Source organism: Sphingobium sp. LMC3-1-1.1 (genome assembly GCF_040676285.1).
In the GTDB taxonomy this organism is placed as follows: Bacteria; Pseudomonadota; Alphaproteobacteria; order Sphingomonadales; family Sphingomonadaceae; genus Sphingobium.
In genome coordinates, this window is the sequence record NZ_JBEGHQ010000042.1 from 1 (window position 1) to 825 (window position 825).

Annotated in this window: 1 pseudogene; it reads left to right on the top strand. The window is 59.5% G+C overall.

Features of this window, described 5'->3' with window-relative positions:
* Positions 1 to 788, top strand: a pseudogene (locus MRBLMC3_RS17510) (IS3 family transposase); the annotation flags it as partial.
* Between the last annotated feature and the right edge of the window lie 37 nt (positions 789 to 825).

Consider the following 825-nt stretch of genomic DNA (forward strand, 5'->3'; position numbering starts at 1 on the left):
TGAGCGAGCGCGGCTATCGTTCCTGGCGTTCGCGTCCGATCAGCCATCGGGAGCGGACGGACATGAGGGTGCTGGCCCATATCCGGGAACAATATAGCCTGAGCCTTGGCAGCTACGGCCGTCCGAGAATGACGATGGAGTTGAAGGAAGCCGGGCTCGACGTTGGCGAGCGCGGGTCGGCCGACTCATGCGGATCAACGGGATCAAGCCGGTTCGCACGCGCAAGCACAAGGTCACGACGGACAGCCACCATCGCCTGGGCGTCGCGGCAAACTGGCTGGACGGGGATTTTGCCGCTGATGTGTCCAACCGCAAATGGGCTAGCGACATCACCTATGTCTGGACACAGGAGGGCTGGCTCTATCTTGCCGTCATCCTTGATCTGCATAGCCGCCGTGTCGTTGGCTGGGCTGTCAGCGACAGGATGAAAAAGGATCTGGCGATCCGGGCGCTGGATATGGCGATGCGGTTGCGTCAGCCGCCCGAGGGCTGCATTTTTCACTCCGATCGCGGCAGTCAATATTGCTCCCACACCTATCAAAAGAAGCTGCAGGCCTATGGCCTGCGTCCATCAATGAGCGGCAAGGGCAATTGCTACGACAACTCTGCGGTCGAGACCTTCCTCAAATCCCTGAAGGCAGAAATGATCTGGCGGCAGCGCTGGCCAACCCGGCGGCAAGCTGAAGCTGCCATCTTTCAGTACATCAACGGCTTCTACAATTCCCGGCGGCGCCCATTCATATCTGGGCGGCATCAGCCCGCTCGCCTTTGAGGCAAAGGTGGCATAATGAGATAGGTGACCGGCGCAAAACCGTTACAAGTCCA